Origin of the sequence: Pseudomonas cichorii, from assembly GCF_018343775.1 — a bacterium.
Classification (GTDB): domain Bacteria; phylum Pseudomonadota; class Gammaproteobacteria; order Pseudomonadales; family Pseudomonadaceae; genus Aquipseudomonas; species Aquipseudomonas cichorii.
The window spans coordinates 1,728,577-1,754,096 of sequence record NZ_CP074349.1 but is presented as its reverse complement, the minus strand read 5'-3'; the positions used below and the strand labels follow the sequence as shown (position 1 = coordinate 1,754,096).

Annotated in this window: 20 protein-coding genes; 10 read left to right on the top strand and 10 right to left on the bottom strand. The window is 58.2% G+C overall.

All coding sequences use genetic code 11. The annotated features are described in order from the left end of the window. Positions 1-278: 278 nt before the first annotated feature. On the top strand, positions 279-491 hold the full coding sequence (locus KGD89_RS07850) for a hypothetical protein (RefSeq protein WP_025259241.1): 213 nt from the start codon (positions 279-281) through the stop codon (positions 489-491). 361 nt (positions 492-852) lie between these two features. On the opposite strand, the gene KGD89_RS07845 is transcribed toward KGD89_RS07850, so the two are convergent. From KGD89_RS07845 to KGD89_RS07830, 4 genes are all read right to left on the bottom strand, one after another. Continuing rightward, entirely contained in the window at positions 853-1,410 is a 558-nt protein-coding gene (locus KGD89_RS07845) for a GNAT family N-acetyltransferase (RefSeq protein ID WP_025259240.1), read from the bottom strand. Between the two features lie 36 nt (positions 1,411-1,446). Further along, positions 1,447-2,223, bottom strand: coding sequence for a DNA polymerase III subunit epsilon (gene dnaQ, locus KGD89_RS07840; RefSeq protein ID WP_025259239.1), 777 nt, complete (start codon positions 2,221-2,223; stop codon positions 1,447-1,449). A gap of 78 nt (positions 2,224-2,301) precedes the next feature. Then, positions 2,302-2,754: a ribonuclease HI gene (rnhA, locus tag KGD89_RS07835; RefSeq protein ID WP_025259238.1), complete on the bottom strand. Its 453-nt coding sequence runs from the start codon at positions 2,752-2,754 to the stop codon at positions 2,302-2,304. Between the two features lie 54 nt (positions 2,755-2,808). After that, on the bottom strand, positions 2,809-3,567 hold the full coding sequence (locus KGD89_RS07830) for a class I SAM-dependent methyltransferase (RefSeq protein ID WP_025259237.1): 759 nt from the start codon (positions 3,565-3,567) through the stop codon (positions 2,809-2,811). 78 nt (positions 3,568-3,645) lie between these two features. Here KGD89_RS07830 and gloB point away from each other — a divergent pair, with 78 nt between their 5' ends. From gloB to fabI, 8 genes are all read left to right on the top strand, one after another. Continuing rightward, the gene (gene gloB / locus KGD89_RS07825; RefSeq protein WP_025259236.1) at positions 3,646-4,425 is read left to right on the top strand and encodes a hydroxyacylglutathione hydrolase; all 780 of its coding nucleotides are present in this window, start codon (positions 3,646-3,648) and stop codon (positions 4,423-4,425) included. Positions 4,426-4,523: 98 nt separating this feature from the next. Then, the gene (locus KGD89_RS07820; protein WP_025259235.1) at positions 4,524-6,104 is read left to right on the top strand and encodes a lytic transglycosylase; all 1,581 of its coding nucleotides are present in this window, start codon (positions 4,524-4,526) and stop codon (positions 6,102-6,104) included. Positions 6,105-6,241: 137 nt separating this feature from the next. Further along, entirely contained in the window at positions 6,242-8,071 is a 1,830-nt protein-coding gene (locus tag KGD89_RS07815; RefSeq protein ID WP_025259234.1) for an extracellular solute-binding protein, read from the top strand. Then, the gene (locus tag KGD89_RS07810) at positions 8,068-9,915 is read left to right on the top strand and encodes an extracellular solute-binding protein (RefSeq protein WP_025259233.1); all 1,848 of its coding nucleotides are present in this window, start codon (positions 8,068-8,070) and stop codon (positions 9,913-9,915) included. Before KGD89_RS07815 ends, KGD89_RS07810 begins: the two co-directional genes overlap by 4 nt. Position 9,916: 1 nt before the next feature. After that, positions 9,917-10,990, top strand: a complete 1,074-nt coding sequence (locus KGD89_RS07805) for a microcin C ABC transporter permease YejB (RefSeq protein WP_025259232.1) — start codon at positions 9,917-9,919, stop codon at positions 10,988-10,990. Between the two features lies 1 nt (position 10,991). After that, the gene (locus KGD89_RS07800) at positions 10,992-12,011 is read left to right on the top strand and encodes an ABC transporter permease (RefSeq protein WP_025259231.1); all 1,020 of its coding nucleotides are present in this window, start codon (positions 10,992-10,994) and stop codon (positions 12,009-12,011) included. Between the two features lies 1 nt (position 12,012). Continuing rightward, positions 12,013-13,623, top strand: a complete 1,611-nt coding sequence (locus KGD89_RS07795) for an ABC transporter ATP-binding protein (RefSeq protein ID WP_025259230.1) — start codon at positions 12,013-12,015, stop codon at positions 13,621-13,623. 18 nt (positions 13,624-13,641) lie between these two features. Beyond that, positions 13,642-14,436 carry an enoyl-ACP reductase FabI gene (gene fabI, locus KGD89_RS07790; RefSeq protein ID WP_025259229.1) on the top strand — a complete coding sequence of 265 codons (795 nt, stop codon included), beginning with the start codon at positions 13,642-13,644 and terminating at the stop codon, positions 14,434-14,436. A gap of 97 nt (positions 14,437-14,533) precedes the next feature. Here the strand turns inward: fabI and KGD89_RS07785 are convergent, their stop codons facing one another. After that, on the bottom strand, positions 14,534-16,270 hold the full coding sequence (locus KGD89_RS07785) for a type III effector HrpK domain-containing protein (RefSeq protein ID WP_025259228.1): 1,737 nt from the start codon (positions 16,268-16,270) through the stop codon (positions 14,534-14,536). Between the two features lie 287 nt (positions 16,271-16,557). Here KGD89_RS07785 and KGD89_RS07780 point away from each other — a divergent pair, with 287 nt between their 5' ends. Beyond that, complete coding sequence (locus KGD89_RS07780) at positions 16,558-18,108, top strand: sensor histidine kinase (RefSeq protein ID WP_025259227.1); 1,551 nt, start codon at positions 16,558-16,560, stop codon at positions 18,106-18,108. Between the two features lie 106 nt (positions 18,109-18,214). Here KGD89_RS07780 and KGD89_RS07775 read toward each other — a convergent pair whose 3' ends face one another. From KGD89_RS07775 to clpP, 5 genes are all read right to left on the bottom strand, one after another. Further along, the gene (locus KGD89_RS07775) at positions 18,215-20,098 is read right to left on the bottom strand and encodes a SurA N-terminal domain-containing protein (protein WP_025259226.1); all 1,884 of its coding nucleotides are present in this window, start codon (positions 20,096-20,098) and stop codon (positions 18,215-18,217) included. 205 nt (positions 20,099-20,303) lie between these two features. Continuing rightward, complete coding sequence (locus tag KGD89_RS07770) at positions 20,304-20,576, bottom strand: HU family DNA-binding protein (protein ID WP_002552737.1); 273 nt, start codon at positions 20,574-20,576, stop codon at positions 20,304-20,306. A gap of 146 nt (positions 20,577-20,722) precedes the next feature. Continuing rightward, positions 20,723-23,119: an endopeptidase La gene (gene lon, locus KGD89_RS07765; RefSeq protein WP_025259225.1), complete on the bottom strand. Its 2,397-nt coding sequence runs from the start codon at positions 23,117-23,119 to the stop codon at positions 20,723-20,725. 345 nt (positions 23,120-23,464) lie between these two features. After that, positions 23,465-24,748: an ATP-dependent Clp protease ATP-binding subunit ClpX gene (gene clpX, locus KGD89_RS07760; protein WP_025259224.1), complete on the bottom strand. Its 1,284-nt coding sequence runs from the start codon at positions 24,746-24,748 to the stop codon at positions 23,465-23,467. A 106-nt stretch (positions 24,749-24,854) separates the two neighbouring features. Then, entirely contained in the window at positions 24,855-25,496 is a 642-nt protein-coding gene (gene clpP / locus KGD89_RS07755; protein WP_025259223.1) for an ATP-dependent Clp endopeptidase proteolytic subunit ClpP, read from the bottom strand. Positions 25,497-25,520: the final 24 nt, after the last annotated feature.

The window sequence follows — 25,520 nt, the reverse complement described above, 5'->3', positions numbered from 1 at the left end:
CTTGTTCGCGTTTCCCCGCTTCAAAGGGTTTGCAACGGGAATAAAGGAAAACGAGCTTATAGAGAGGCTGATCAGCGACTGCTGTACATATGGCAATTCAAAAAAACGCCTGTGCCATCCCGGTGATATTGAAAAAATGGCCCATGACTATTTTTTCGTGAACGGCAAACTCACTCTCCAAACGAAGGTCTACAACGCTACATGACGGATGCAGAACACCTGCACCGGCCATGTGAATGGCATGCAAAATCAGTGGTTTTTCAGAGGTTACAAAGCAGATGGCTTCAGTTCTCGTCGGACAGTTTCATGCAAGAGATGCGGCAGGCCGTATCTACCCGGTGCATGAATTCCAGGAATCACAGCCAGATGAGGCTGACGGCAAGGAGCCTGTCAAAACGTATCGCCTGGCTATCGGCGACAGGGTCAACCATTTGGGTGGAGATGATTTTGAGGTGATCCAGTCAGGCGTGAAGATGACCCGGATTCCCTGAAAATCCATCGTATTCAATGACGCCTAGCGAATGAATCCGCTCTCATCAAACAAGACGCAAGACCATGAATTAGAACGTATTTTATGTAGGGTAAAAACGTTATCCGGCGTACATATCCATTATCGGCATGTGCTGGTCCTACTGGTTCCGCCTTTACGGCGGCCCCCTTTTGTTTTGGCAAAAGGGGAAAACCCTCCGCTCCGGTTCGGCCCCAAGGCGGGGCCGAACCATGAATCTGGAAACACCTGCTCCTGTTTGCTGCGCGACAGCGCGGTGCCGAGGCGGCGGGTGATCTCCTGCCGCACACATATCCGTGAGAGCGAATTTATTCGCGAAAAGCCCGAACAGGACAAGACGGCATCTACGTTTCAGGAAAGATCAGGTACCAGAAAATCGCTGTTTCACGGGTCGTCGGGTCTATGGCGCGATAGCGCATATGGTCAAAACCGCTCACGACATACCCGCAACGCTCGTAGAGTCGGCAGGCCGCAAGGTTGTTGTTCTGGGTTTCGAGCATGATGCCCGGCAGATTGCGCTGACGGCTCCAGAACTGCGCCACATCCAGCAATGACCGGGCAACCCCGCAACGCCGGGCCGACTCGTCCACCGCCAGCTCATCGATATGGGCAAAACCATTCCAGTGAGTGCTAAGCACGATATGCCCGACCGCCTGCTCTCCCAGCCAGGCAACCAGCACCGTACTGTCGGCGGCGTCACGGTAATCACAGAACTCCTGTGAATCGATACCGTAGTTCTTGAGGTAAGGCTCTACGGTATCGACGACCCAGGACTCGACACTCTGCCCCACGACAACACGGGCATAGCCCTGGACCGTAAAGGTGAACTCGCTGTTGAGGATATAGTCCTCGAAGCATTCGTCTGCGACACGAATGCTCAGAGAGGGGTTTGCTACCGTCATTTCACCGCTGCCATGCTGGTGCAAACCATGGCCCGGTCAGGACGAAGCCTGAGCCTTGGCCTCTTGCAACTGAACCCACAACGGCGGCGCGCCTGCCGCCTTGGCAATAATGGCCAGGCGTGCTTCATGCTCTGCCACTTCACTTTCGGTCGCACGAATGATGCGCGACGGCTGACGGCCGGACAGGCGGCGAATCTCGCTGCCGCGGTTGGCACTCCCACCGCTGGAGCCGTTGTCATCGCTCGCGTTACCGGCCAGAGACAGGCTGGTCTGCCCACCGGTCATGGCCAGATAGACATCGGCCAGGATCTCGGAGTCGAGCAATGCGCCGTGCAGCTCACGGCCCGAGTTGTCTACGCCATAGCGTTTGCACAAGGCATCGAGGCTGTTGCGCTGGCCCGGGTGACGCTCACGAGCCATCAACAGCGTATCGAGCACCGAGCAATGCTGGGTGATATCGGCCTTGTCGTGCGCGCCCATCAACGCGAATTCGTTGTTGATGAAACCAACGTCGAACGCCGCGTTATGGATGATCAGCCGGGCGCCCTTGATGAACTCGAAGAACTCTTCGGCGACTTCATTGAAGCGCGGTTTGCCAACCAGAAATTCGTTGGTGATACCGTGAACGCCAATCGCACCTTCATCGCTCTCGCGATCAGGTTGCAGATAGACGTGAAAATGCCGCCCGGTCAGGCGGCGGCCAATCAACTCGACGCAACCGATCTCGATGATGCGGTGGCCGTCGGTGACGGGCATACCGGTGGTTTCGGTATCGAGTACTACGGACCTGTTATCTGTGTTTTGCACTGCCATTGACTGTTGCCTCGTCTACAGGCCGCGATCTTAGCATGCTGCAAGGCCGGATGAGCCGTTCAGCTCATCCGGCCAACATCAGCCCTGCTTGATGCCGCGGACCTCATCCACGCCACGGTTGGCCAACTGGTCGGCACGCTCGTTGCCGGGATGGCCGATATGGCCACGCACCCACTGCCACTTCACGGTATGACGGCTGACCTGTTCGTCCAGTTGTTGCCAGAGGTCGGCATTCTTGACCGGCTCCTTGGCAGCGGTCTTCCAGCCGCGCTTCTTCCAGTTGACCATCCACTCGGTAATGCCTTTCATGACGTATTGCGAGTCCGTCACCAGGGTCACTTCGCAAGGACGCTTGAGTTCTTCCAGGCCGCGAATGGCACCGGTCAGTTCCATGCGGTTATTGGTGGTATTGGCCTCGCCGCCCCACAATTCCTTTTCGACGCCCTTGTAGATGAGCAATGCACCCCAGCCACCAGGACCAGGGTTGCCCTTGCAGGCGCCATCAGTGAAGAGTTCAACGCTTTCGCTCATTACAACCGTTCCAGAATCAAAGGGATTATTCGGCAGGACGGCAGGCTCGACGCTCTAAGGTTGCGGCGTATTGCGATTGACCTTGGCCATCGGCAACGGGATCAGCTTGCCCATTGGCTCGCGACGGACCTGACGCAAGGGACGCAAGCCAACAACCAGCTTGCGCGCCACCAATAGATAGAAGCCGCCGCCCGGACTTTGCCGCCCCTCACCGAGGCTTTCCAGACCGCCAAGGCGTGCCTGCCATGCCGCCGAAGAAAGAGGCGGACGATAGCATCCGAAGCGACGCTTCTCCAGCGCGAACCCCAGCAGGTTCAACCAGTCGGCAACCCGGGACGGTGAAATGCAGCGCGCCTTGCGCAAGCCATCACGGGCAAAGAAATGCCGCAAACCCCAGGTACTCCAGGGGTTGATACCGATAATCAGCAGGTGACCGCCCGGCCTGACGCTGCTGGCGGCTTCGCGCAGCAGGCCATGGGGCGAAAGGCAGAAATCCAGGCCGTGCTGCAGGACCACCACATCGGCGGCATGCTCGCTCAAGGGCCAGGCCTCTTCTTCGCAAACGATCTCGACGCCGGGCAACGGCGCCCCGAGCCGGACATTGCGTTGCACCTGCTTCGCTACGGGCGGGTTTTCAGCAGATGGCCCGTAATGCACCAGGTAACCACCGAAATAACGCCCCAGCTCATCTTCGAGCACCCGGCGCTCCTCTTCGAGCAGCAGTTGCCCCAACGGCCCGGACAGCCAGGTGCGTGCGGCCTGCATCAGGGCCAACCATTCAGGATCAGCCTGGGCGAACGCTTCATCGGTCATGTGGGGTCTCCTTGGGTTCGCTTGCAACCGCATCAAAGACTAAGATGCACCATTGTTTCCTGATGTGCGAACTGCGCCATGATACAGATTCACGCTCTGCACGCTTTCAACGATAACTACATCTGGTTGTTACAAGACCTTTCCACTCAGCGCTGCGCAGTGGTCGATCCGGGTGATGCACAGCCGGTCCTCGACTGGCTGGAGCACAATCCTGGCTGGCAACTGACCGACATCCTGATCACTCACCATCACAACGACCATGTCGGCGGTGTCGTGCGTCTCAAGCAGGCCACAGGTGCCCGCGTGCTCGGCCCGGCCACGGAAAACATTCCGGCCCGTGATGTCGCGTTGACCGACAATGACCGGGTATCGGTTCTGGGCCAGGACTTCGTGGTCCATGCCGTACCGGGCCATACCCTGGGCCATATCGCCTTCTATCACCATGACACCACCTCTCCCGTGCTGTTCAGTGGCGACACCCTGTTCGCCGCAGGCTGCGGTCGTCTGTTCGAAGGGACGCCTCAGCAGATGCATGAATCCCTGAGCCGACTGGCGGCATTGCCCGACAGCACGCTGATCTACTGCGCCCACGAGTACACCCTGAGCAATCTGCGTTTCGCCCAGGCCGTGGAACCGGACAATCGGGACATTGCCGAACGTCTGGCGCAAGTCAGCCAGTGGCGCAGCGAAAATCGCATCAGTCTGCCTTCCAATCTAGCTCTGGAACGACGCACCAACCCCTTCCTGAGGGTCGGAGAAACATCTGTTAAAGAAAAAGCGGACGAACGGAGCGGCCACGAAAACCCCTCGCCGAGCGAGGTTTTTGCTAGCTTGAGGGCATGGAAAGATACGTTCTAAAACCCGAGTGATCGGCACAAAAGTTCTGAAAGGTTGACCGTTGGGGGGACGCTTTCTAGAATCGCCCGACATTTTCGCCTGGAAGTCCCCCCCAGCCAATGTCGTCACTCACACACAAACACCTAAATCCGGACGCATTGACTCGGCTCGCGCAGGCTGTGGCTGTAGCCGCGAGCGCCCTGCTGGCAGGCTGCCAGACCACCAGTCACGTCGAGCCCAGCAGCACTTACCGCACGTCCAACCTCGCTACCCATATCAAGCAAAAACCCATCTTCATCACCCAGACGCCAAGCCCTTCGGCACCACCCCAGGATATCTGGGACCGGATGCGCCAGGGCTTCCAGCTGCAACAGAACAACGACCAGAACCCGCGTATCGACCAGCAGCGTCTGTGGTTCGCCAACAACCCCTCGTTTCTGGAAGGCGCAGGCGAGCGTGGCAGCCTCTACATGCATTACATCGTCGAGCGCCTTGAAGAACGCAACATGCCCCTCGAACTGGCCCTGCTGCCAGTGATCGAAAGCGCCTACAACCCGATGGCCATTTCCCGCAGCCAGGCTGTCGGCCTGTGGCAGTTCATCCCGTCCACAGGGCGTTACTTCAATCTGCGCCAGACCAACTTCTATGACGGGCGCCGCGATATCCAGGCATCCACCGTGGCAGCCATGGATTACCTGACCAAGCTGCATGACATGTTCAACGGCGACTGGCTGCTGGCACTGGCCGCCTACAATGCCGGCGAAGGCACGGTCAGCCGCGCCATCGAACGCAACGAGAAGCTCGGCCTGCCTACAGACTACTGGAACCTGCCGCTGCCACAGGAAACACGTGACTACGTGCCCAAGTTGCTGGCCTTGTCCCAGGTGGTTCTGTCGCCGGATGCCTATGGCGTCAACCTGAACCCGATTGCCAACGAGCCCTATTTCGAAGTCGTCGAGCTCAACAAGCGTGTCGACCTGTCCAAGGTCGCGAGCCTGGCCAATATCGACGAAGACGAGCTCATCCAGCTCAACCCGGCCTTCAAGAAGCGCCTGACCATCGACGGCCCTCAGCATTTGCTGGTGCCGACATCCAAGGCCCAACTGTTGACGGCAAGCCTGTCGGCCATGAAGCCCGAAGAACTGACCGCATGGCAGCCCTACCGTGTGCGCCGTGGCGATACGCTGGAAAGCCTTGCCGGTCGTTATCAGGTGACGGTCAGCTCGATCAAGAGCAACAACAGACTGGAAGGCAACAGGCTGAAGGCAGGTCAATCCCTGAACATTCCGGTCCAGCCCGGCACGAAGTCTTCGCAGCCAGTGTTCGAGGAACTGGCCAGCAACGACAAGCCGGCCACCGGCCGCAGCTACAAGGTCAGGAGTGGCGACAACCTGTCGAGCATCGCTCAGGCACACAAGGTTGATGTCGTAGAGCTGCAACGCTGGAACAAGCTTTCCGGCAACAAGCTCCAGATCGGCCAGACGCTGGTCGTACAGGGCGGCAAGGCCAATAGCACGGCAACCGCCAGCGCCGAGCCCGGCGACAAGAAATCCATGCAGTACAAGATCCAGAAAGGCGACTCGATGTATCTGGTCGCCAAGCGCTTCAATGTCGACATGAAGCATCTCAAGCGCTGGAACCCGCGTACCGGTCAGGCCCTTAAACCCGGCCAGACCCTGACTGTCTACCTGCCTCATTGATGACGCCGGCCACCTGCCCTGGAGCAACCTCGGGGCAAGTGGTCGTTCAGACCATCCCACCGGCATTGCCTGCGGTCTTTTTCCAGCCGGGACAAGCTGTTACTGTTAGCGACCCGAAAGCCCAAGCCGTCTGGATCGTGATACGTCCCTTCCTGCTGTTTATCTGTCTGGTCTTGAGCTTCTGTGCCAGCGCAGCCATCAGCGAAAGCAATGGCTATGCGCAGTTTGGCGTTCTCAAGTACCCGGCCAGCTTCACTCATTTCGACTGGGTCAATCCCGAGGCGCCGAAGGGTGGCACCTTGCGAATGATGGCCTTCGGTACGTTCGACACCCTCAACCCCTACACCTTCAAAGGCACCAGCCCGGTTTCGACCGGTAACTTCCTGCAATATGGCGTCAACGAGCTGAACGAGCCCTTGATGGTCGGCACCGGCCAATACGACCCGTCCGGCGATGAGCCGACTTCGAGCTATGGGCTGATCGCCCAGTCGGTGGAGTTCAGCGAGGACCGTAGCTGGGTGGTGTTCAACCTTCGTCCTCAGGCGCGCTTCCATGATGGCAAGCCGATTACCGCCTATGACGTGGCCTTCTCCTACCGCACGTTGCTCAAGGACGGTCACCCGCAATACCGCACGGCCTTGCAGGAAGTGCAGCGGGTCGACATCCTCAACCGCCATCGCATCCGCTTTGTTTTCAAGCGCTCCGGCAATCCGCTGCTGATTCTGCGCCTGGGCGAACTGGCGGTGCTGCCGCAGCACTACTGGAAAGACCGCGACTTCAAGGCCACGACTTTTGAGCCGCCCCTGGGCAGCGGCCCCTACCGCATCACCCGCGTGCAACCCGGACGCCAACTGGTATTCGAGCGGGTGAAGGACTACTGGGGCAAGGACTTGCCGGTCAATCGCGGCAAATACAATTTCGACCGGGTAGAAGTGGAGTTCTACCGCGACAGCGATGTGGCGTTTGAAGCCTTCAAAGCCGGTGAATTCGACATTTATATCGAACATCAGGCCAAAAACTGGGCCAATGGCTACAACTTCCCGGCGGTCGCCAATGGGCAGGTGATCAAGGCGCAGATCCCTCACCGGATTCCGACCCAGACTCAGGGCCTGTTCATGAACACCCGGCGCGGCACCTTTGCCGACATCAGGGTTCGCGAGGCGCTGGGGCTGATGTTCAATTTCGAGTGGACCAACCGGGCACTGTTCAGTGATGCCTACTCACGTTCCACCAGCTACTACCCCAACAGCGAGTTTTCTGCGACAGGCCAGCCCACCGGTCGCGAACTGGAACTGCTGGAGCCTTACCGGGACCAGTTACCCGCCAGCCTGTTCACCGGGCCTTTCAGCCCCTCGAAGACCGATGCCCGGGGCATCCCGCGGGAAACCCTGCGCCAGGCGCTGGGCCTGCTGACCCAGGCAGGCTGGAAGCTCTCCGAGCAAGGCCTGCTCAATGCGGACAAACAGCCGCTGCGCTTTGAAATCCTGCTGGTGAACCCCAACCTCGAACGCATTCTGCAGCCTTATATAGAAGACCTGCGCCGCATCGGTATCGAAGCCAGCCTGCGGACCGTGGACCGTGCCCAATACAAGCAGCGGCTGGATCACTTCGACTTCGACATGATCCTCATGACCCTGCAACAGACACTCAGCCCTGGCCTTGAGCAGTGGCAGTATTTCCACTCCAGCCAGGCCTCGGTCAATGGCAGCAAGAACTACGCAGGTGTCGCCAACCCAGTGGTCGACGGCCTGCTCAACAAGTTGCTGGCCGCACAGACGCATGATGAACAAGTCGCAACGGCACGCGCACTTGATCGTGTGTTGCTCTCCCAGCATTACAGCATCCCGAACTGGTACCTGAACAATCATCGCCTGGCCTATCGCAATCGATTCGCCATGGTCACCACCCCGCCCTATACCCTGGGGCTGCGTGCGTGGTGGCTCAAGACTCCGGAGAAGACCCGATGACCCTACTGCGCTCCCTGTTCATGCAGGCATTCCTGGCCGGTATCGTCTGCACCGCCCAGGCTGCTCCCCAGCACGCCGTGACGCTGTATGACGAAGCCCCGAAATACCCGGCCAACTTCAAGCATTTCGATTACGTGAACCCCGACGCGCCCAAGGGCGGGACCTTTCGCCAGGCAGGCTTCGGCAGTTTTGACAGCCTGAACCCCTTCATCAACAAGGGTGTTGCCGCCGACGACGTCAGCCTCATCTATGACACCCTCACCAGCCGCAGCCTGGATGAACCCTTCACCGAGTACGGATTGATCGCTGGCAAGATCGAGAAATCCCCGGACAACGACTGGGTGCGCTTCTACCTGCGCCCTGAAGCACGCTTCCATGACGGACATCCCGTTCGCGCCGAGGATGTGGTGTTCAGCTTTGAAGCCCTGATGAAGCATGGCTCCCCTATGTATCGCGGCTATTACGCCGATGTCGATCAGGTGATTGCCGAAGATCCCCTGCGCGTGCTGTTCAAGTTCAAGCACAAGAACAACCGCGAAATGCCGTTGATCATCGGCCAGTTGCCGGTACTGCCCAAGCATTTCTGGGCGACCCGGGATTTCAGCAAAAGCAATCTGGACGTCCCGCTGGGCAGCGGCCCCTACAAGGTGGCAGAGGTCAAGGCCGGACGCTCGGTGCGCTACGAGCGGGTCAAGGACTACTGGGCCAAGGATCTGCCGATCAACAAGGGCCTCTATAACTTCGATGTCCTGACCACCGATTACTACCGTGACAACACCGTCGCTCTGGAAGCCGGCAAGGCCGGGCAGTTCGATTACTGGATGGAAACAAGCGCCAAGAACTGGGCCACCGCCTACAACACCCCCGCCGTGCGCGATGGGCGCCTGATCAAGGAAGAGTTGCCCAACGGCAACCCGACCGGCATGCAGGGCTTCGTCTTCAACCTGCGCAAACCGGTGTTCCAGGACATACGGGTTCGCGAGGCCCTGACGCTGCTGCTGGATTTCGAGTGGACCAACAAGCAACTGTTCAACGGCTCCTACAGCCGGACCAAAAGCTATTTCGACAATTCAGAGATGGCCGCCCGAGGCCTCCCATCGCCCCAGGAACTGGCCATTCTGGAGCCCTTGCGCGGCAAGATCCCCGACCGGGTCTTCAACGAGGAATACAAACTGCCGGTCAACGATGGCAGCGGCATGATTCGCCCGCAACTGCGCCGCGCCTTCCAGCTCTTGCAGGAAGCGGGCTGGAAAATCGTCAATGACAAGATGGTGGATACCCAGGGCAACCCGGTCAAACTGGAGTTCCTGCTGGCCCAGACCGAGTTCGAGCGGGTTTTGCTGCCCTACAAGCGTAACCTGAATGACCTGGGTATCGAACTGAGCATTCGCCGGGTGGACGTCTCGGAGTACATCAATCGCCTGCGCTCGCGGGATTACGAGATGATTGTCAGCAGCTACCCGCAATCCAGCTCTCCGGGCAACGAACAGCGGATCTACTTCCATTCCTCCAGCGCCGACAACCCTGGCAGCCGCAACTTCATGGGCCTCAAGGACCCGGCCATCGATACCCTGGTGGACGGCCTGATCAATGCCGACTCGCGCCAGAACCTGGTCGCTCATACCCAGGCCATGGATCGCGTGCTGCTCTGGGGCTTCTATGTGGTGCCCAACTGGCACATCAAGACCTGGCGCGTGGCCTACTGGGACCATATCGCCCACCCCAAGGCAAAGGCACTGTCGGATATCGGCGTGATGACCTGGTGGGTGAAACCGGACGCAAAACCGGCAGTCCCCGAGCAACCTGCCAACGGGCAGGCTGAACCTGCGAGTACGGAGCAATAACATGCTGGCTTATATTCTCCGGCGCCTGCTGCTGATTATCCCGACTCTATTCGGCATTCTGATCATCAACTTCATCATCATCCAGGCTGCTCCCGGTGGACCTGTGGAGCAGATGATCGCCAAGATCGAAGGCTTCGACGGTGCCACCAGCCGCATCGCCGGTGGCGGTTCGGAAGTCTCGGTGGCCGGCTCCAACTATCGCGGCGCACAGGGCCTGGACCCGGCGCTGGTCAAGGAAATCGAGCGCATGTACGGCTTCGACAAGTCGGCACCGGAGCGCTTGTGGATCATGATCAAGAACTACGCGACGCTGGATTTCGGTGACAGCTTCTTTCGCGATGCGAAGGTGATCGACCTGATTGTCGAGAAGATGCCGGTGTCCATATCCCTCGGGCTGTGGAGCACCCTGATCATGTATCTGGTGTCGATCCCGCTGGGCATCGCCAAGGCCACGCGCCATGGCAGCCATTTCGATGTCTGGACCAGCTCGGCCATCATCGTCGGCTATGCCATTCCCGCCTTCCTGTTCGCGATCCTGCTGATCGTGCTGTTTGCCGGCGGCAGTTACTTCAACTGGTTCCCGTTGCGCGGCCTGACATCAAACGGCTTCGACGAAATGAGCACCCTGGGCAAGATAGGCGATTACTTCTGGCACCTGGTGCTGCCGGTGACAGCGCTGGTGATCGGCAACTTCGCCACCATGACCCTGCTGACCAAGAACAGCTTCCTGGACGAAATCAGCAAACAGTACGTCGTGACCGCAAAGGCCAAGGGCCTGAGCAATAACCGCGTGCTGTACGGCCATGTGTTCCGCAACGCCATGTTGCTGGTGATCGCCGGTTTCCCGTCCGCCTTCATGGGCATCTTCTTCACCGGCTCGCTGCTGGTGGAAGTGATCTTCTCCCTGGACGGCCTGGGCCTGATGAGCTTTGAGGCAGCCATCAACCGCGACTACCCGGTGGTCTTCGGCACCCTGTTCATCTTTACCCTGCTGGGGCTTCTGGTGAAACTGATCGGCGACCTCACTTACACCCTCGTGGATCCGCGCATCGACTTTGAAAGCAGGAAGCATTGATATGAAGCTGTCTCCTCTCAATCGCCGCCGCTTCGAGCGTTTCAAGGCCAACAAGCGCGGCTGGTGGTCGCTGTGGCTGTTCCTGATCCTGTTCGGCCTGAGCATGGGCGCCGAACTGATCGCCAACGACAAGCCACTGGCCGTGCGCTATGACGGCGAGTGGTTCTTCCCGGTAGTCAAGCGCTACCCGGAAACCACCTTTGGTGGTGAATTCCCGCTGGAAGCCAACTACAAGAGCCCGTACATCAAGGAATTGCTGGCGCAGAAGAACGGCTGGACCCTGTGGGCGCCCGTTCCGTTCAGCTACCAGAGCATCAACTATGACCTGAAAGTCCCCGCTCCCGCGCCGCCCTCACGGGAAAACCTGCTGGGCACCGACGATCAGGGACGCGATGTTCTGGCCCGTGTCATCTACGGTTTCCGCATCTCGGTGCTGTTCGCACTGATCCTGACGGTGCTCAGCTCCGTCATCGGGGTGATTGCCGGGGCATTGCAGGGTTTCTATGGCGGCTGGGTGGACCTCCTGGGCCAGCGTTTCCTGGAAGTCTGGTCAGGGCTGCCGGTGCTGTACCTGCTGATTATCCTCGCCAGCTTCGTGCAGCCCAATTTCTGGTGGCTGCTGGGCATCATGCTGCTGTTTTCCTGGATGAGCCTGGTGGATGTGGTACGTGCCGAATTCCTGCGCGGCCGCAATCTGGAATACGTGCGCGCCGCCCGGGCGCTGGGCATGGAGAACGGCGCAATCATGTTCCGCCACATCCTGCCCAATGCCATGGTGTCGACCATGACCTTCATGCCGTTCATTCTGACCGGTGCCATCGGCACCCTGACGGCGCTGGACTTCCTGGGCTTCGGTCTGCCCGCAGGCTCGCCTTCCCTGGGCGAACTGGTTGCGCAGGGCAAATCCAACCTGCAGGCCCCGTGGCTCGGGATCAGCGCCTTTGCCGTACTGGCATTGATGCTGAGCCTGCTGGTGTTCATCGGCGAATCCGCCCGCGATGCTTTCGACCCAAGGAAATGAAATGAACAATGACAATCTGATCGAAATCCGCGATCTGGCGGTCGAGTTCGTGACAGGCGAGTCGCGCCAGCGCGTGGTCGAAAACATCAGCTTCGATATCCGTCGCGGCGAAACCCTGGCTCTGGTCGGCGAAAGCGGCTCCGGCAAGTCGGTCACCGCGCACTCGATCCTGCGCCTGCTGCCCTACCCCATCGCTACCCATCCTGCCGGCACCATCCGCTATGCGGGCGATGACCTGTTGACGATGGATGAGAAAAAACTGCGCTCCATTCGTGGCAATCGCATTGCCATGATTTTCCAGGAGCCCATGACCTCGCTCAATCCGCTGCATTCGGTGGAAAAGCAGATCAACGAAGTGCTCGGCCTGCACAAGGGGCTCACCGGCAAGGCCGCCACGGCGCGCACGCTGGAGCTGCTGGAAATGGTCGGCATCCCCGAACCGCACAAGCGCCTCAAGGCTTTGCCCCACGAGTTGTCGGGCGGCCAGCGCCAGCGCGTCATGATTGCCATGGCCCTGGCCAACGAACCCGAGCTGCTGATTGCCGACGAACCCACCACTGCGCTGGACGTTACGGTACAGCTGAAAATCCTTGAATTGCTCAAGCAATTACAGGCTCGACTGGGCATGGCATTGCTGTTGATCAGCCATGATTTGAACGTTGTGAGGCAAATAGCCAATCGCGTATGTGTCATGCAGCGCGGTTGCATCGTCGAACAAGCATTGTGCGAAGAGCTGTTCCGTTCACCACAGCATCCGTACACCCAGGTTTTGCTCAGTGCAGAGCCCAGCGGCGGTCCTTCGACCAACCCGGCTGGCGCTCCACTGCTTGAAGTCGAGGACCTGAAAGTCTGGTTCCCGATCAAGAAAGGCCTGCTCAAGCGAACCGTCGATCACATCAAGGCGGTGGATGGTATTCGCTTCAGCCTGCCTCAAGGGCAGACTCTGGGGATTGTCGGTGAAAGTGGATCGGGCAAATCGACGCTGGGCCTGGCAATACTCAGGCTCATCGGCAGCGAGGGTGCCATACGGTTCCAGGGCAAACCGCTCAATGGCCTGTCGCAGCAGCAGATTCGTCCGCTGCGCAGACAGATCCAGGTGGTGTTCCAGGACCCGTTCGGCAGTCTGAGCCCGCGCATGTCAGTGAGCGATATCGTGGGCGAAGGCCTGCGCATTCATGGCATGGGGACGGAGGCCGAGCAGGAAACGGCTATTATCGAGGCACTCAGGGAAGTAGGTCTGGACCCGGAAACCCGGCACCGCTACCCCCACGAGTTCTCGGGTGGGCAACGGCAGCGAATCGCCATAGCCCGTGCATTGGTGTTAAAACCGGCGCTGATTCTGCTGGACGAGCCGACATCGGCTCTCGACCGGACAGTACAACGCCAGGTAGTCGAGTTACTGCGCTCGCTGCAAACCAAGTACAACCTGACGTATTTGTTCATCAGCCATGACCTGGCTGTCGTCAAAGCGCTGAGCCACCAGTTGATGGTGGTCAAGCAAGGCAAAGTGGTCGAACAGGGTGTGGCGCAGGATATCTTCGCCGCACCGCAACATCCTTATACACAGCAGCTACTGGAAGCCGCCTTTCTGGCGCCGGTAGCTGTCGATTAACCTGAAGAGGAACAACACATGGGTTTTCTCGCCGGTAAGCGCGTCCTGATCGTCGGTGTCGCCAGCAAACTGTCCATCGCATCCGGCATCGCTGCCGCCATGCATCGTGAAGGTGCCGAGCTTGCGTTCACCTACCAGAACGACAAACTCAAGGGCCGCGTCGAAGAGTTCGCAGCAGGCTGGGGCTCAGGCCCTGAGCTGTGCTTCCCTTGCGACGTGGCAAGCGACGAAGAGATCAACAAGGTCTTTGAAGAACTGAGCAAGAAGTGGGACGGCCTGGACGTCATCGTTCACTCCGTTGGCTTCGCTCCAGGTGACCAGCTTGATGGCGACTTCACCGAAGCCACCACCCGTGACGGCTTCCGCATCGCTCACGACATCAGCGCCTACAGCTTCGTCGCCCTGGCCAAGGCCGGTCGCGAAATGATGAAAGGCCGCAATGGCAGCCTGCTGACCCTGTCGTACCTGGGTGCAGAGCGCACCATGCCTAACTACAACGTGATGGGCATGGCCAAGGCCAGCCTGGAAGCCGGCGTTCGCTACCTCGCTGGCAGCCTCGGCCCGGAAGGCACTCGCGTCAACGCCGTATCGGCTGGCCCGATCCGTACCCTGGCAGCTTCGGGTATCAAGAACTTCCGCAAGATGCTGGCAGCCAACGAAGCGCAGACCCCTCTGCGTCGCAACGTCACCATCGAAGAAGTCGGCAACGCCGGCGCCTTCCTGTGCTCGGACCTGGCGTCCGGCATCAGCGGTGAAATCATGTACGTCGACGGCGGTTTCAACACCACCGCGATGGGCAACATCGAAGAGTGATGCCTTCGGTCGAGGCGGGTGCCTGACACCCGCCCTGAAAACAAAAAATCCGGACACCCGCAAGGGGGTCCGGATTTTTTGTTTCTTGCCTGTTCGCTTATTTAGGCTTGGGGATGTCGAACTGTTCCAGAACCGGGTCGACGGTACGGCTGAAGGCCTTGCGTTCCTTACGCTCCTTCACCGAATTGATGATCTCCGAAATCCCCATGCCAATGCTGATGGCACCGCTGACCACCCAACCCACCGGTCCTGCGGCCGCACCGATTGCCGAAGCCGCCGCTGCACCTGCGGCCTGACCGGCAACCGCACCGACAATACGCCCGCCAACAGCCGCGGCTACACGCCCACCGATACCTACCGCTGCGTTTGCACCGCCTCTGCGCACACCCACCTTGTCACCAAAGTCGATCACGTCGTGAATAGTGCTGGCAGCCTGCTTCAGATCATCCTTGGCCTGATTCGTATCCTTGCCAGTGCCACCAGGGGTAAATGCAGTGCTCATTCCGGTGGTACCCGCCGCTGCTTTTTTGGTCGTGGTTTCATTCACCACCTGAGCCAGTGCCGGGTCGCTATTGATGATCAGCTCTGCCTGGCGGTCGGTATTCTTGACCAGAAACGCCTGCACGGAAGGATCGTTCTGCAACTGGGTGATCTTTTCATCCAGAGCGGTTTCGGTGGCCGAGGTGTTGCGAATCGAGCGTCCTGCCACGACCTGCTCGGAAATCTGCTGCAACTCCACCAGCACGGCCGCCTTCTGTTCGCCGCTGTAGGCCTGCGGGTTGCTAAAGACATCGCCATTCAACTGGCTGATATCCACCTTGGAAACCGCACCGACAGTCGCCGCATCCGTGAGGACCCTTGAGAAGTCCTCTTCATTGGCAGGCGCCTTGTGCTTGATCCAGGTGCTGATATCCCTTTTGATCATCACGCCGTCCGGAGCGCGCATCGCCAGCTTTTTGCCGCGCATGTTGCCCTGGTCCATCATCTCGAACATGCCCGGCTGCGCCCAGGTCGCGGCAGAGTCCTGCAGGACACTGGAAAGCCCCGGGTTATTGGCGCTCACCGACTCAAGCCCCGCGATGGTGGTACGCCCGTTGACCTTGGTCTGCCCTTCTACACCCTGAGCATTGGACGGATCACCGGCTTCGGTTATGGGCTCATGAGCCAGCAGCACGGCAGCAGAACGCACCAGCTGTACCGACTGCGCATCGGCATCCGGATTGTCCTTGCGAAAGTCATTGAGGCTGTCTGTGCCCTTGTCGACCTGCTTCTCCATGTTCTTGGCGAAGGTCTTGGCGTCCTTCTTGGTAATCTTGCCGTCCGCCTTGCCGCCCTGGGCCGTGTCCATGGCGGTTTTCAGGGTCGGGTTCTCATCCAGGAATGCCCAGGCCTTGTCCGCATCCGGATCATTGGCAGCAATCATTCTGGCAGCGGCAATCGGGCGATTCAGTTCCTTGGCTGCCTGTTCACGCCTGGAGGCTGGCATATCACCCAGCAAACCGTCCCATTTGGACAGTTCTTCTGGCGAGCTGTATTTCGACTCATCGAGGTACTGATGATTTTCCCGCACAGGAGGCTGGGCCTTGCCTGATAGCTGGCTGCTCAAGGCGCGCAGCAGACGCTGAAGAATCGAGTCTTCGGCAGCCTGAGGGGATTGCGATGCAGTCCTTGTCGTCGTGCCAGCCTGACCATATTCGACACTGCCAAGGCCACCGGCAGCTTTGTGGAATTCGCCCGAGGTCAGGGTAAAGGGGACTTCGGTAAGGTTTTCCGGAACCGGAAAGCTCCCAAAACCACCAGGGCCACGACCGGTACTTGAAATGGGATCGCTCATGCGGGTTATCTCCCTCGGACACGAAACAAGGATCTACATGCTCGACTGAGTGGACAGCGCGCAGAAACGGTTCCATGGCGGCGAAAAAGAATATGACCGTTCGTCCACTCCCGTCGTGAGCTGGCCTGCGTTTGGTCGGTGATACAGAGCGGCAGCTACTACTTGCGCAGTTATGAGTGTAAATTGCGACGCGATTTCTCCGATCACGCCACGTGCGGCGCTGAGCGAGAGCGACTGTTCATAGCTGTGCCCTCACCCTTATCAATCGCTCACGCTGGATGCTTCATATGCCCGAATTGTCACCAGACGAAGTTGTTCGTGCCGCCCTGCAAATTTCGCATACCAGGTTACGCAGACAGCATGAACTGGTCGTCGGGTTTGGTGTGAAGTCGCTACAAATGACAGATCTCGATGACTTCCTGACACAGGCCTGCATGACCGCCGCGTCGGGAATGAATACGCAGTTCGCAAAGGTGCTCCTGCCGGTTCCTGACGAACCGCTGTTTCTCCTTTCACATGGCGTCGGCTGGAAGTCCTCGGATATCGGAACGGCGACAGTCGGGGCTGATGAAGCCAGTCCGGCGGGTTATGCCTTTACAGCCAACCGGCCAGTGATCTCGAATCATCTGGGCCAGGAGATGAGATTTCGCACCCCTGCCCTGCTCAGGGACTACGGGATCGAACGGGCCATCAACGTACCCGTGCGAGGTACTGCGGCGACTTACGGAATACTTGAAGTCGACAGCCGTGACGGCGATGACTTCATCGAAAGCGATATCGTGTTTCTGGAAGGGCTGGCCAACATCATCTCTCTGGCGGTTGAACGGCTCACGGTCAAGCTGGAAGCTGACAGCCCTCACGCTTATTCGGAAAGCGTCCTCAATGCCAGTCCCGATTGCGTGAAAATCATTTCCCGCCTGGGCCATGTCGAGTTTTTCAACGAGGCCGGGTTATGCCGAATGCAGCTCGACAGCCTGGACATGATCACGGGTCAGCCCTGGGCAGAGCTATGGCCTGAAAGCTCCAGACACTTGATCCACGATGCCGTCTTTCGAGTCGTCGCGGGAGAATCTGTCCGATTCGAGTCGTTCTGCCCAACGGCCAAGGGCGAGCCAAAGTGGTGGGATGTAACCGCAGCCCCCATTTTCGACAGGCAAGGCCAGGTCGACAAGATCATTGCCGTGTCTCGGGATATCACCGAGCGTCATGATCAGGAGGTCAAACTCGCAGCCCTGGTTGATGCGCAGAATACAAAGCTCACTGAAAGCGGCCTGCACATGGAGGAGATCCATCATCGGGTCAAGAACAGCCTGCATCTGGTCAATACCCTGTTGCTGCTACAAGCCAACCTCGCTGTCGAAGATGCGGTCAAGATTCAACTGCAAACGGCAGCCAATCGGGTTCTGACCATTGCGAGCGTACACGAGCGGCTTTATCAGGATATCGACACCAGCAATGTCAGCGCTCCTCAGTATCTGGGCGCATTGCTTGCTGATATCGGTAACGTCTTCGGTGAGCGCGAAATCGAACTTGAGGCAGACTCTTTCTTGCTGCCTTCGGAAAGGATGGCCCCATTGGGGTTGGTGGTTTCGGAGCTCGTCACCAACGCGCTGAAGTACGGCAGAGGCACGATCACTGTCAAAGTGACGAGCGACGGAAAAGACGCGGCGATTGTAGTGACCGACGAGGGAGAAGGCTTCCCGAAATCCTACCCGAAACCCAGCGGGACCGGGTTGGGCATGCGGCTGGTAAAAAGCTATTCGGGTTACGGTGACCAGGCCATTACCGTGGACCCTTCCACCGAGTTCAGCAGCATACGAGTGCGCTTCAAGCTCTAGCCACTGATACTGATACTGAGCCTCTGAACAGAAAATCACGAACCCCGCAAAGCAGAACGCCCGGTCTATGGACCGGGCGTTCTGGGTGTATCACATCAGACAGAGCTTAGAAGCGCTCGATCTTCGCCTTGCTTTCCAGCTCCGAGCGGTAGGCAGCGAAATCTTGCTGACCGGCACGTGAAGCCAGGAAACGGCGGTATTGCGTTTTTTCCGCATCGCTCGGCGCTGCTGCCTGATTCACGCCATTGAGGCGCACAATCACGAAGCTGCCGTCTGCTGCGGTCAGGCTGGCAAACTCCGGCTTGTCCTTGCCAGTTGGCTTGGGCATGCGGAACACCGTTTGCAGCACTTGTGGATCTACGCTGTCCTGGCTGCGGCTGGCCGCTTCCAGTACTGCCCAGGCACGACCGTCCTGCTTGGCTGCCAAAGGAATCTTGCCATCGCGCAAACCTGCCAGCAGGGCTTCGCCCTTGGCCTTGGCTGCAGCACTGGCGTGCTCCTTGAGCAACTGGGCACGAATGGAGTCCGCGACGCTTTCAAGCGGCAACTGCTTGGGTTGCAGATGCTCCCTGGAGCGCACGACCACGACAGTCTCGGGATCCAGTTCCAGCGTGTTGCTGTTGGAACCTTCTTCGAGCACTTCCGGGCTGAATGCGGCCTGGATCACTGCACGATTGGCTGTCAGGCCTTCGCCGCCTTCACGACCGAACGGCGCGGTGGTCTGAACCTTGAGGCCAAGATCCTGAGCCGGCTGGGTCAGATCGGACGACTCGAAAGCAGAGTCTTCGAGCTGCTTGGTGACTTCCACAAACTTCTGCTCGACCTGCTGAGCCTTCAGATCATGGGTCAGCTTCTCTTTCAGGCTGGCAAAGCTCGGCACCGAAGGTGCTTCAATGCCCAGCAGCTTGATCAGGTGCCAGCCGAAGTCAGTGCGCACTGGCTGCGAAACCTGATCCTTGTTCAAGGCATACAGCGCCTCTTCAAAGGCCGGATCGTAGACACCCTTGCCGGCATAGCCCAGATCGCCACCCTTGCTCGACGAGCCTGGATCCTGCGAGAACTCCTTGGCCAGCGCGGCAAAACTCTCGCCCTTGGCCAGACGCTGCTGGATTTCTTCCAGCTTGGCCTTGGCCTGGGTTTCATTGAGCTTGTCGTTGACTTCAATCAGGATGTGCGCAGCACGACGCTGCTCGGCCAGATTGGCGATTTCACTCTGGTAAGCCGCCTGCAAGTCTTCGTCCTTGACCTGCACCTTGTCGAAGAAGGTCGACTTCTTCAATTCGATGTAATCAAGCACGACCTGCTCAGGGCTCATGAACTCCTTGGCATGCTGGTCGTAGTGAGCCTTGACTTCGTCATCGGTCACTTTCGCGGCAGCCAGATCGACTGGCAGGGTCAGGCTGGCAAAATCGCGGGTCTGTTTTTCCAGGCTGGCAAAAGCCTCGACCTCTTTATCAGTCACGAAAGCACTGCCAGCGATACCGGCGCGAACCTGACCGATGAGCATTTCCTGACCCAGCAACTGGCGGAACTGCATGCGGCTGTAGCCCAGTTGGCGGATGACCTGATCAAAGCGGTCAGCGTTGAACTTGCCGTCGACCTGGAATTCAGGCGTCATCAGCAGTTGCTGATCCAGCGCGGCCTCGGAAAAGGCGAACTTGGCATCGGCTGCGCCCTGAAGCAGCAGCTTGCGATCGATCAGGCCCTTGAGAGCCGATTCACGCAACAGCTTTTCATCCAGCATCGCAGGATCGAAATCCTTGCCCAACTGTTGAGTCAGTTGCTGAGCCAGTTGACGACGTTGCATGTCGACGGCCTGACTCAGTTCGTTCTGAGACACCTTCTCGCCGTTGACCTCGGCAGCGTTCTGCCCGTTGCCACTGGCGGTGAACAGCGCCTCGATGCCCGTCAGGGCCATCAACGCGATGATGATCCCGATAATTGTCTTGGCAATCCAGCCTTGTGAATTGTCCCTGATATTCTGCAGCATTGCGTCCCCCAAAACGGTTGAACCGACTAACCAACCGCAGAGCGTGGGTAGAAAGCGGATAGAAGAAAGGCGCATCCGAGGATGCGCCTTCTCGTAACTGACGAAGCGGAAGGGCTCGAACCCTCCGGCGTTGCAACCGGCTGCACCACCGCTCCGCTACCGGCCCGGATTGACTCCGACCCGGCGGGCAAAGGCTTGAAGAGGCTTAGTTGACCGCTTCTTTCAGGGCTTTACCGGCTTTGAAACCTGGTTTTTTAGCAGCAGCGATTTCCAGCGTCTTACCAGTCTGTGGGTTGCGACCGATACGAGCAGGACGATCTGTAACGGAGAAAGTACCAAAGCCAACCAGAACAACAGAGTCGCCAGCCTTCAGAGCGCCAGTGACGGATTCGATCACTGCATCCAGCGCACGGCCAGCAGCAGCTTTCGGGATATCAGCAGATGCAGCGATAGCATCAATCAGTTCCGACTTGTTCACTCTAAGTCCCCTTATCTCTATATTGAGTATGTTTCTAAGTTTTTGGTGGTAAGCAAAACGAGCACTGGTGGGCTTGCTGGTACTTGCTTTAAAGAGCCGCTTTATAACAAGGGCCTTAAAAAGCTGTCAAGGAAGCCCACACAGACTTAATGCGTGCTAATTCTTTCCTTAGAGTCAGACTCGCGTTTTTCATCCTTTGCAACAATATCGGGAGCCACATCCGGCAAGGGCTCCGGCGCGTATTGCAGCGCAATTTGCAGGACTTCGTCAATCCATTTAACGGGCTTGATCTGCAAATCCTGCTTGATATTGTCAGGAATTTCCTTCAAATCACGCACATTCTCTTCCGGGATGATCACGGTCTTGATCCCACCGCGATGCGCCGCCAGCAGTTTTTCCTTCAGGCCACCAATCGCCAGCACCTGCCCGCGAAGGGTAATTTCACCGGTCATGGCCACATCGGCCCGTACCGGAATCTGCGTCAGGGCCGATACCAGCGCCGTGCACATGCCTACGCCAGCGCTAGGACCATCCTTCGGAGTGGCCCCTTCCGGCATGTGAATGTGGGTGTCGTGCTTCTCGTGAAAGTCCGGCGCAATGCCCAGGCTCTTGGCCCGGCTGCGCACGACGGTCTGCGCCGCAGTGATCGATTCGACCATGACATCGCCCAGCGAACCGGTCTTGATCAACTGCCCCTTGCCCGGTATGACAGCGGCTTCGATGGTCAGCAACTCGCCACCGACCTGAGTCCAGGCAAGACCGGTAACCTGACCGATCTGGTCCTGCTGCTCGGCCAGACCGTAGCGGAATTTGCGCACGCCCAGGAAGTGTTCGAGCATCTCGGTCGTGACACGAATTGCAAAACGTTTTTCCAGCGCATGCTCTTTGACCGCCTTGCGGCAGACCTTGGCAATCTGACGTTCGAGACCGCGCACGCCCGCTTCACGGGTGTAATAGCGAATGATGTCGCGGATCGCATCGTCGTCGAACTCGATTTCGCCTTTTTTCAGGCCATTGGCCTGAATCTGTTTTGGCGAGAGGTATTTGACGGCAATGTTGACCTTCTCGTCCTCGGTGTAGCCCGGCAGACGGATGACCTCCATCCGGTCCAGCAGCGCTGGCGGGATGTTCATCGAGTTCGAGGTACACAGGAACATCACATCCGAGAGGTCGTAATCGACTTCCAGGTAGTGGTCGTTGAAATTGTGGTTCTGCTCGGGATCCAGCACCTCAAGCAGTGCCGACGCCGGGTCGCCCCGCATGTCACTGCCCATCTTGTCGATTTCATCGAGAAGAAACAGCGGGTTGCGCACGCCAACCTTGGTCATTTTCTGGATCAGACGACCTGGCATCGACCCGATGTAAGTCCGGCGATGACCACGAATCTCGGCTTCATCACGCACGCCACCCAGGGCCATGCGCACGAACTTGCGGTTGGTCGCGCTGGCGATGGACTCGGCCAGGGAGGTTTTACCCACACCCGGTGGCCCTACGAGGCACAGTACAGGCCCGCGAATCTTCTTCACCCGCTTTTGCACGGCGAGGTATTCAAGGATGCGTTCCTTGACCTCTTCCAGACCGTAGTGGTCGGAGTCGAGAATGGCCTCAGCGCGCCCCAGATCGAGGCGAACCTTGCTCTGTGCCTTCCACGGCACCTGAACCAGCCAGTCGATGTAGGAACGCACCACAGTGGCTTCAGCCGACATCGGAGACATTTGCTTGAGCTTGTTCAGCTCGGCGGTCGCCTTGGCCAGGGCATCTTTCGGCAAGCCGGCGGCTTCGATGCGCTTTTTCAGCTCTTCGATTTCGTTGTGGCCTTCATCGCCATCGCCCAGTTCTTTCTGAATGGCCTTCATCTGCTCATTCAGGTAATACTCGCGCTGGCTGCGCTCCATCTGCTTCTTGACGCGACCGCGAATGCGCTTTTCAACCTGCAGCAGGTCGATTTCGGCATCCAGCAAGGCCAGTACGTGCTCGACACGGGCTGGCAGGTCGATGATTTCGAGGATTTCCTGCTTCTGCTCGATTTTCAGCGCCATATGCGCTGCCATGGTATCTACCAGACGACCCGGCTCATCGATGCTGTTGAGCGACGACAGGACTTCGGCAGGGACTTTCTTGCCAAGCTGGACATACTGCTCGAACTGCGACAGCAGGCTGCGTACGAAAACTTCGGACTCACGGTCCGGCGCTTCGGTCTCATCGATCAGCGCGACTTCTGCGCGGCAATGACCTTCGACCTCGATAAAACGCTCGACAGAGCCACGCTGCTCGCCTTCGACCAGCACCTTTACGGTACCGTCAGGCAACTTGAGCAGCTGCAATACGGTTGCAATGGTGCCTACGCTATAAAGGGCTTTCTCATCGGGATCGTCGTCAGCCGGATTTCTTTGCGCCAGCAACAGGATTTGCTTGTCGCCGGTCATCGCTGCTTCTAGAGCTTCGATAGACTTCTCGCGCCCCACGAACAGCGGGATAACCATGTGCGGATAAACCACAACATCACGCAATGGCAAGAGAGGCAATTCGATTGTGGTCTTCATGATTTCGCCTCTACGGCGGCCAATTGGCCGTGGACAGGTGGAAGTAGCTTGAAGTCAAGATGGGGGTAGCGTTCAAAAAAAACAAGCTTTAGTGGCCTGTTTTGAAAATACGCTCTCTTTTTGACGAACGAGCGCAGCTGACGGACAGGCCGCCGCATCCGGTCATGACGAGGAATGGCAACACAATCAGGCGGTTACAGGCGCTGTCAAAAGAGCAAAATGACTCACTGGACAGGATACTAGTGGCCCGCGGAGGGAAAACGTTCCCTGGGAATGCAAAAAGCGGCGATGCAGAAATGCAGAAGGAGGCCCGCAGGCCCCCTTCTGTACGTCTCTTGCTGCGCTTTACGCGTCAGGAGCAACCTTGGCAGGCGGCTCGCTGTTTTCGTAGATCAGCAACGGCTTGGACGAGCCATCGATAACGCTCTCGTCGATCACCACTTTGCTCACGTCGGTCTGCGACGGGATTTCATACATGGTGTCGAGCAATACGCCTTCCAGGATTGAACGCAGACCGCGGGCACCTGTCTTGCGCTCCAGCGCACGACGAGCAACCGATTTCAGTGCGTCGGTACGGAACTCGAGGTCCACACCTTCCATCTCGAACAGCTTGGCATACTGCTTGGTAAGGGCGTTTTTCGGCTCGGTGAGGATCTGCATCAGCGCAGCCTCATCCAGCTCGTCCAACGTCGCCAGCACTGGCAGACGGCCCACGAACTCGGGGATCAAACCGAACTTGACCAGATCGTCAGGCTCGACTTCACGCAGGGATTCGCCAACCTTCTTGCCTTCTTCCTTGCTGCGTACTTCGGCGTTGAAGCCGATGCCGCCACGGGTCGAACGGTTCTGGATGACTTTTTCCAGGCCCGAGAAAGCGCCGCCACAGATAAACAGGATATTGCGCGTGTCCACCTGCAGGAATTCCTGCTGTGGATGCTTGCGTCCGCCTTGAGGAGGAACGGAAGCCACGGTGCCCTCGATCAGTTTCAGCAGGGCTTGCTGCACGCCCTCACCGGAAACGTCACGAGTAATCGAAGGGTTGTCGGATTTGCGGGAAATCTTGTCGATTTCATCGATGTAGACAATACCCATCTGGGCCTTTTCCACATCGTAATCGCATTTCTGCAACAGCTTCTGAATGATGTTTTCCACGTCCTCGCCGACATAACCGGCTTCGGTCAGGGTCGTGGCATCGGCGATGGTGAACGGCACATTGAGCAGGCGCGCCAAGGTTTCGGCGAGCAGGGTCTTGCCGGAGCCTGTAGGGCCGATCAGCAGGATGTTGCTTTTGCCGAGTTCAACATCATCGTTTTTCTTGTCGCGCTGGTTCAGGCGCTTGTAGTGGTTGTACACCGCTACTGCGAGAACCTTTTTGGCACGCTCCTGACCAATTACATACTGATCAAGGATGCCGCTGATTTCTTTAGGCGAAGGCAATTTATGCGCGCTGCTTTCTGCCTGTGCTTCCTGCACCTCCTCGCGGATGATGTCATTGCACAGGTCGACGCACTCGTCGCAGATAAAGACCGAGGGGCCGGCAATCAATTTGCGCACTTCATGCTGGCTTTTGCCACAGAAGGAGCAATAGAGCAGTTTGCCGTTGTCCTCGCCGTTGCGGGTGTCAGTCATTCGATCGATCCAATCCGGTAGGCTTGCAACACAAGATGAAGGCTATTGCGGGCTTTTTCAAGTCCGCAGGTGGTCGGTTGGTCCAACCACCTACATTTTGAGTTACTTAGGCAGGCATTTGACGTTTGTTGATCACAGAGTCGATCAGGCCGTATTCCGCCGCGCGATCAGCGCTCATGAAATTGTCGCGCTCGGTATCGCGCTCAATGGTTTCAAGGCTTTGACCGGTGTGATGGGCCAGCAGCGAGTTCAGGCGATGACGAATGTGCAGGATTTCCTTGGCATGGATGTCGATATCCGACGCCTGCCCCTGGAAACCGCCCAACGGCTGGTGAATCATCATCCGCGAGTTAGGCAGGCAATGACGCTTGCCCTCGGCACCGCCAGCCAGCAGGAAAGCACCCATGCTGCAGGCCTGACCGATACAGATGGTCGATACGTCCGGCTTGATGAACTGCATGGTGTCGTAGATCGACATGCCTGCAGTCACCGAACCGCCCGGTGAGTTGATGTAGAGATGGATATCCTTGTCCGGGTTTTCCGCTTCAAGGAACAGCAGTTGCGCCGCAATAAGGTTGGCCATGTAGTCCTCTACCGGACCAACCATAAAGATCACACGCTCCTTGAGAAGGCGCGAGTAGATGTCATAGGCGCGTTCGCCACGGGCGGACTGCTCGATAACCATCGGGACCAGGCCGCCAGCGGCCTGGATGTCAGAGTTCTGCTGAATATAAGAATTGCGGGACATGTCCTGCATTCACTCCCAAATAGT